This window comes from Caulobacter sp. (assembly GCF_049283275.1).
GTDB lineage: Bacteria > Pseudomonadota > Alphaproteobacteria > Caulobacterales > Caulobacteraceae > Caulobacter.
The window spans coordinates 1-7,121 of record NZ_JBAPVS010000332.1; the positions used below are offsets into that span (position 1 = coordinate 1).

8 protein-coding genes are annotated in these 7,121 nt (G+C 67.7%); 1 reads left to right on the top strand and 7 read right to left on the bottom strand.

The window, feature by feature from the left end; all coding sequences use genetic code 11:
* From WAL33_RS18845 to WAL33_RS18870, 6 genes are all read right to left on the bottom strand, one after another.
* Positions 1–103 (bottom strand): hypothetical protein (locus WAL33_RS18845; RefSeq protein WP_422179972.1); only part of this gene is annotated, 103 nt, incomplete at its 3' end.
* A 140-nt stretch (positions 104–243) separates the two neighbouring features.
* Positions 244–2,736, bottom strand: coding sequence for a DNA topoisomerase (ATP-hydrolyzing) subunit B (gene gyrB / locus WAL33_RS18850; RefSeq protein ID WP_422183220.1), 2,493 nt, complete (start codon positions 2,734–2,736; stop codon positions 244–246).
* Positions 2,733–3,896: a DNA replication/repair protein RecF gene (gene recF, locus WAL33_RS18855; RefSeq protein WP_422183221.1), complete on the bottom strand. Its 1,164-nt coding sequence runs from the start codon at positions 3,894–3,896 to the stop codon at positions 2,733–2,735. Before recF ends, gyrB begins: the two co-directional genes overlap by 4 nt.
* 59 nt (positions 3,897–3,955) lie before the next feature.
* Positions 3,956–4,108: a hypothetical protein gene (locus WAL33_RS18860; protein ID WP_422183223.1), complete on the bottom strand. Its 153-nt coding sequence runs from the start codon at positions 4,106–4,108 to the stop codon at positions 3,956–3,958.
* Between the two features lie 77 nt (positions 4,109–4,185).
* The gene (locus WAL33_RS18865; protein WP_422183225.1) at positions 4,186–4,935 is read right to left on the bottom strand and encodes an SDR family NAD(P)-dependent oxidoreductase; all 750 of its coding nucleotides are present in this window, start codon (positions 4,933–4,935) and stop codon (positions 4,186–4,188) included.
* A gap of 78 nt (positions 4,936–5,013) precedes the next feature.
* Entirely contained in the window at positions 5,014–5,388 is a 375-nt protein-coding gene (locus WAL33_RS18870) for a VOC family protein (protein ID WP_422183227.1), read from the bottom strand.
* Positions 5,389–5,557: 169 nt separating this feature from the next.
* Here WAL33_RS18870 and WAL33_RS18875 point away from each other — a divergent pair, with 169 nt between their 5' ends.
* Entirely contained in the window at positions 5,558–5,686 is a 129-nt protein-coding gene (locus WAL33_RS18875) for a hypothetical protein (RefSeq protein ID WP_422183229.1), read from the top strand.
* A 66-nt stretch (positions 5,687–5,752) separates the two neighbouring features.
* Here the strand turns inward: WAL33_RS18875 and dnaN are convergent, their stop codons facing one another.
* Positions 5,753–6,871, bottom strand: a complete 1,119-nt coding sequence (gene dnaN / locus WAL33_RS18880) for a DNA polymerase III subunit beta (protein ID WP_422183231.1) — start codon at positions 6,869–6,871, stop codon at positions 5,753–5,755.
* Positions 6,872–7,121: the final 250 nt, after the last annotated feature.

Below are 7,121 nucleotides of genomic sequence, written 5' to 3' on the forward strand. Positions count from 1 at the left end.
TGGCGTACGACACGTTCTGCCGATCGATATAGGCGATCAGGTACATCACGCAGAACAACGGCATCAGCCGTCGCGTCACCTGTCCGACGGTGGCGCGTTCCATGTCTTGGGACGCCTTAGGCACGCGTTGACCCCTCGTGGTTTCCGCGTCCTGGATCCGAGTGACGCGTCGGGTGGAGCGGTAGGCTCACACCCGATCGAGGCATAGTCCGGCGAGGCTTCGACCACAACGCGACAAAGGTCTTAGACGTCCACCTCGGCGTCCAGCGCGTTTTCCTGGATGAACTCGCGGCGGGGTTCGACCAGGTCGCCCATCAGGCGGCTGAACATGTCGTCGGCGTCGTCGGCGTGGTTGACGCGCACCTGCAGCAAAGTGCGGGCCTCGACGTCCAGGGTGGTTTCCCAAAGCTGGTCGGGGTTCATCTCGCCCAAGCCCTTGTAGCGCTGGATCGACAGGCCCTTGCGGCCGGCGTCCAGCACCGCGCCCAGCAGATCGAGCGGTCCGCGCACGGTGGTCGACTTGTCCTTGCGGCGGAAGATCGCCGCGCCGGAGAACACGTCGGCCAGGCCGCCGGCCCGTTCGGCCAGGCGGCGGGCGTCGGCGGCGTGCAGCAGGCCGTCATCCAGCACCACGCTTTCGGTCACGCCGCGACGGATGCGCTTGAACACATAGGCGGTGTCGCCGCGTTCGCCCGACCACGGGCCGTCGCCTTCTTCCGCATACAGATCAAGACGCTTGGCGGCGGCGGCGATGTCCGGCTTTTCCCCCAACAGGCCGGCCAGGGCGCCTTGTTCGATGGCGAAGGCCGGCGCGCGCTGCGACAGGCGGTCGATGTTGCCCTTGGCCTGGCGGCACAGCTGGACCAGGGCCAGCAGGTCCTGGCCGGTGCGGCGCTCGCCCGACGGCAGGTCGAGTTCGGCGCCCTCGACCCCCTCGTCGACCAGGAAGGCGTCCATCTCGAAGTCGTCCTTCAGATAGCGCGACGACTTGCCCTTGGCGGCTTTGTAGAGCGGGGGCTGGGCGATGTAGATGTAGCCGCGTTCGATCAGCTCCGGCATCTGACGATAGAAGAAGGTCAGCAGCAGGGTGCGGATGTGGGCGCCGTCGACGTCGGCGTCGGTCATCAGCACGATCTTGTGGTAGCGCACCTTGTCCGGGTTGAAGTCGTCGCGGCCGATGCCGGCGCCGAGCGCCGTGATCAGCGTGCCGATCTGGTCGGACGACAGCATCTTGTCGAACCGCGCCCGCTCGACGTTCAGGATCTTGCCGCGCAGGGGCAGGACGGCCTGGTTGTCACGATTGCGGGCCTGCTTGGCCGAGCCGCCGGCCGAGTCGCCCTCGACGATGAAGATTTCGGACTTGGCCGGGTCGCGTTCGGAGCAGTCGGCCAGCTTGCCCGGCAACGAGGTGATGTCGAGCGCGCTCTTGCGGCGGGTCAGTTCGCGGGCCTTGCGGGCGGCTTCACGGGCGGCGGCGGCTTCGGCGATCTTGCCGACGATGGCTTTCGCCTCGTTCGGATGCTCCTCGAACCAGGTGGCGAGACCCTCCTGCACCAGGCCTTCGACGGCCGGGCGCACTTCGGACGACACCAGCTTGTCCTTGGTCTGCGAGCTGAACTTGGGGTCCGGCACCTTGACCGACAGCACGCAGGTCAGGCCTTCGCGGGCGTCTTCACCGCCGACGCTGACCTTCTCCTTCTTGGTGATGCCCGAGCTCTCGGCGTAGTTGGTGATGATCCGCGTCAGCGCGCCCCGGAAGGCCGACAAGTGCGTGCCGCCGTCCCGCTGGGGGATGTTGTTGGTGAAGCACAACATGTGCTCGTGGTAGCTGTCGTTCCACCACAGGGCCAGGTCGACCTCGACCTTGTCCTTGCGGCCGCGAATGACGATCGGCTGCTTGAGCAGCGGGGTCTTGGCCTTGTCCAGGTGGCGCACGAAGGCCTCGATGCCGCCCTCGTAGTGCAGCTTTTCTTCCCACGGCTCGGCGTCGCGCAGGTCGCGGAAATAGATCGTCACGCCCGAGTTCAGGAAGGCCAGTTCGCGCAGGCGGTGCTCCAGCGTCTTCCGGTCGAATTCGATGAAGGCGAAGGTTTCCAGGCTGGGGAAGAAGGTCACTTCCGTGCCGGTCAGGGTCTCGCCGGCCTTGGGACCGTCGGCGCGGACGGGCGAGTCGCCGGTCTGGGCCAGCGAGGTCACCGCGTCGCCGCGCTCGAAGCGCATCTGATAGCTATGGCCGTTGCGGTGGATCTTCAGCTCCAGCCAATCGCTGAGCGCGTTGACCACCGAGACGCCCACGCCGTGCAGGCCGCCGGAAACCTTGTAGCTGTTCTGGTCGAACTTACCGCCGGCGTGCAGCTGGGTCATGATGACCTCGGCCGCGCTGACGCCTTCGCCCTCGTGGATGTCGACCGGGATGCCGCGGCCGTCGTCGGTGACCGTCACCGAACCATCGGCGTTGAGGATCACCTCCACCTTGGTGGCGTGGCCGGCCAGGGCCTCGTCGATGGCGTTGTCGACCACCTCATAGACCATGTGGTGCAGGCCCGAGCCGTCATCGGTGTCGCCGATGTACATGCCGGGGCGCTTTCGCACCGCGTCCAGGCCCTTGAGCACCTTGATGGAGTCGGCGCTGTACTCGCCGGTCATCACTTCGGGGGCTGACATTTCCGAACCGTCGGCGGTGGTCAGGCGATCGCCGGAATTGTCGAGCTCGGGGCCTTTGGTCTCTTCGGTCATACGTCTTCCAATGCGGTCAGGCCGAGTTCGCTGACGCGAACGCCGAGAGCCCGACCCTTCAGGTGGTCGAACAGCGACTGGTCCGTGCCCGTGAGAAAGGCCTGGAGTCCGAGCGCCGTGATTTCGTCTGCCAGGGCGGCTCGCCTTTTCAGGTCGAGGTGCGCGGCGACTTCGTCGAGCAACAATATAGGATTCGGCGCGTCTTTCGCACGCGAAAGTCGCGCCGCCTGGGCCAAAACCAGGTTCAAAATCAGCGCTTTCTGTTCTCCCGTCGAACATTCCCCGGCAGGACGGTCCTTGTCGACGTGATGAATGGCCAGATCGCCCCTGTGCGGACCGGTCAAGGCCCGTCCGGCGGCCCCGTCGCGAGGCCGGGCGGCGGCCAGGGCGGCGGCGAGTCGGGCCTCGATTTCGGCGGTCTCGATCCCCTCCAGGGCCATCCGTTCCCACTCGCCGGTCAGGGCCAGGCGGGCGCGGGGGAAGGGGCGGTCGCCGCGGCTGTCGATCTCGGCCTGCAAGGCTTGAAGCGTGCGGGCCCGGGCTCCGGCCATCAGGGCGCCGGCCTGGCCCAGACGGGCTTCCAGGGCGGTCAGCCACACCGTGTCGGCCGGCTGGCCGCTCTCGGCGGCGTCGGTCAGCAGCCGCATGCGCTCGCGCTGGGCCTTGTCATAGGCGTTGGCGTGGCGGGCATGGTCGGGTTCGCCGGCGAACACCAGGCGGTCGAAGAACTTGCGCCGCTCGCCGGCCGCCTCGAGGAACAGGCGGTCCTGGGCCGGGGTCAGCCAGATCGGGCGCAGGTGGTCGGCCAGGCGGCCGGGCGGGACGGTCTCGCCCTCGATGCGGACGATGCGGCGGGCCGCGCCGGCCTGCTCGACGCCCGTGCCCAGGCGGACGGGTTCGTCTTCGCCGCTTTCCGTCTCGGCGGCGACGGCCCAGGCGCGGCCGGTCGCCTCGCCCGGCAGGCGGCGGCCGACCTCGGTCAGGCTGGACCCGCGCAGGCCCTTGCCCGGCGACAGCAGGCTGATGGCCTCCAGCAGGTTGGTCTTGCCCGCCCCGTTGGCCCCGAACAGATAGACGCTGGCGCCCTGCGGACGCAGGGTCGCGCGCTCGTACGAGCGAAAGTCGGTCAGGGTCAGCGAAAGAAGGGCGGCGCGGCTCACCGGGGGGTTCTAGCCTATTCGCGCCGCAGGTCTAAATCGGACCGCGCCGATGCCCCGGCTCAGCCCTGCTCGCGGCGCCGGCCGCCGGCATGGGCCAGCAGTCGGGGTGGATGGCGCAGGGCGTGGGCCATGTGCGGCCCGGCCAGGAGGGCCATGGCCCAGGCGGCTCCGCTGAAGATCACGACGACGATTCGTTCCCAGGCCACGCGCATGGCGGACTCCTTGCGAGAGGTCGTGGCTCTAGGCCCGGATGGCGGCCAAATCTGGGCCTTGGCCTCCGCCCGCGCGCCTACCGCTCCTGGTCGGTCGAGCGCATCAGGATCTCGTTGATCGTCACGTGCGGCGGCCGCGAGACGGCGTAGAGGATGGCGTCGGCCACGTCCTCGGCGGTCAGCTGGCGCATGGCGTCGGCGGTCTTGTTGAGCGTGGTCTGGATGGTCTCGACGGCGATGTGGTCGCGAAGTTCGGTGGCCGCCATGCCGGGCGAGATCACGCTGACGCGGATATTGTCCTTGTAGACTTCCTTGCGCAGGGCTTCGGAGAAGCCCACCACGCCGAACTTGGTGGCCGAATAGGCGGCGGCCAGAGGGTTGGAGACATGGCCGGCGGTCGAGGCGATGTTGACGATATGACCGTCCTTGCGGGCGCTCATGCCGGGCAGGGCGGCCTGGGTGGCGGCGATCAGGCCCAGTAGGTTCAGCTCGATCATCGAACGCCAGCGGCCCAGATCGGCCGTGGCCACCGGCTCCAGGTACATGACCCCGGCGTTGTTGATCAGGATGTCCAGCCGGCCAAACGCGGCCTCGGTCTCGCGGACCGCGCGCTGGGCCTGGGCCTCGTCGGTGAAGTCGGCGACGATCACATGCGCCTGCCCGCCCTGATCGGTGATCCGTCGGGCCAGGTCGCGCAGGCGATCCTCGCGGCGGGCGGCCAGGGCGACCTTGGCGCCGGCCTTGGCCAGGCCCAGGGCCACGGCCTCGCCGAAGCCCGACGACGCGCCGGTGACCAGGGCCACGCGGCCGTTCATGTCCATGCTCATGGGGATCTCCTTGCCGGCGTCGGATGCCATCCGGCGAGGATATAGGGTCTCAGGCCGGGGCCCGCATCAGGCCGCCGTTCAGCCGAACCTGTAGCCGCACAGCTTGTTGCCATCCAGATCGCGGAAATAGGCGAAATAGGCGCCGGGCATCCGCTCGCCCGGGGGGCCTTCGCAGGTTCCGCCCAGCGCGATCGCCTTGGCATGGAAGGCGTCGACCTCCTCGCGGCTGTCGAAATCAAAGCCGCCCATCATGCCGTTGCCGATGCAGGCGGGCTGGCCGTCATAAGGGCCCAGCACCCCGAACAGTCCCGTGCCCTTGCCGCGATAGAGCCGTCCGCCCGAGGGGTGTTCATAGATCCCCTTCATGCCGATCGATCCCAGCAGGGCGTCGTAGAAGCCCTTGGCCGCCTCCAGCTTGTTGGACCCCACGGTCATGTAGCTGACCTTCGCCATAGGCGTTCCCTCCCGTTTTCTTATGAAACGGAGGCTACCACGGGTCAGGAGGCAGGCAAGGCGATCGAGCGTGTTTTGGCCGCTTAGGAGTCGACTCTGACGTCAAAGGTTGCTTGCATGCGCCGGCTGTCGGTCTTGGATACCGGTAACAGACCCTGGGGAGGGGGATATGAAACTGAAAACCTTGGAGGTTCCGCGCCAGTGGTGGCGGAACAATCCCGAGCTCGCCGCCGCGGCCGGCTGGGCCGTCATCTGCGGCGCCCTGTGGCTGATCGTGCGGGTTTCCGGCCTGGCTTGAGGCGGCCCGCACAGCAAAACGGGCGCCTGAGGCGCCCGTTTCTAGACGTTCAAAAACCTGAAGCCCCTACACCCGCAGCGGCATCAGCACGTACTTCACGCCCGGATCGGTGGGATCGACCACCAGGGTGGGCGAGGCCGGGTCGGCGAAGCGGAACTCGGCGATCGGGCCGCCGATCTGGCCGCAGACGTCCAGCAGGTAGCGGGCGTTGAAGCCGATCTCGAAGGCCTCGCCGTCGTAGTCGACCTCGACCTCTTCGACGGCCTGGCCGGCTTCCATGTTGCGGACGGTCAGGGTGATGCGGCCCGGCTCGACGGCCAGCTTCACCGAGCGGCTCTTCTCGGCCGAGATGGTGGCCACCCGGTCGACGGCCTTGGCGAACAGGTCGTTGTCCAGGGTCAGGATCTTGGCGTTGTCGCGCGGAATGACGCGCAGATAGTCGGGGAAGGCGCCGTCGATGACCTTGGAGGTCAGGGCCGCCCGGCCGAACTCGAAGCGGATCTTCTGGGCGCTGATCTGCAGATCGACCTGCTCGCCGGCCGATTCCATCAGGCGGCGGGCCTCCTGGATGGTCTTGCGCGGCACGATCACGCCCGGCAGGCCGGCCGAGCCCTCGGGCGCGTCCATCTCGGCCAGGGCCAGGCGGTGACCGTCGGTGGCCACGGCGCGCAGCTTGGTCACGCCGCCGTCATTGACGGTGTGGAGATACAGGCCGTTCAGATAGTAGCGGGTCTCTTCGGTCGAGATCGCGAAACGGGTCTTGTCGATCAGGCGCATCAGGTCGTTGGTGTCGACCGAGATCCGGCCCGACAGACCGTCATTGCTCATCACCGGGAAGTCGCCGGCCGGCAGGACCGGCAGGTTGAAGCGCGAGCGGCCGGCCTGGATCACCAGGCGCGGGTCATCGCCGCTGAAGCTGAGCGAGACGTCCGAGCCGTCGGGCAGCTTGCGGACGATTTCATAGAGCGTGTGGGCCGGCGCGGTGATCTGGCCGGGCCCGTCGATCTGGGCCAGGCCCTCGTCGATGATCTCCATGTCCAGGTCGGTGGCCGAGAACGACAGGGTGTCGCGATCGGCCGAAAGCAGGATGTTCGATAGGATCGGGATGGTGTTGCGGCGCTCAACGACGCTCTGCACGTGACCCAGCGCCTTCAGCAGCGCCGCCCGCTCGATGGTAAGCTTCATATCTCGGTCCAGGTCCCAGGGCCGCCGCCGACGAAGAGAATCCCCCGCAGCCCCGTAATGAATGGACTTGCGACATTAGCGTAATCGCGCCGCTGGGGAAGAGGGGGCGCGCGGCGGGGTGCGACGAAATGGCTTCCCGGCCGCTGATCGTTTCACGCCGCCGGCCCGTGGGGCCGTCCTCGTCCTTCGACAGGCTCAGGATGAGGGCTGCATCTGGTGACGATTCAGTAGAAAAACCTCGTCCTGAGCC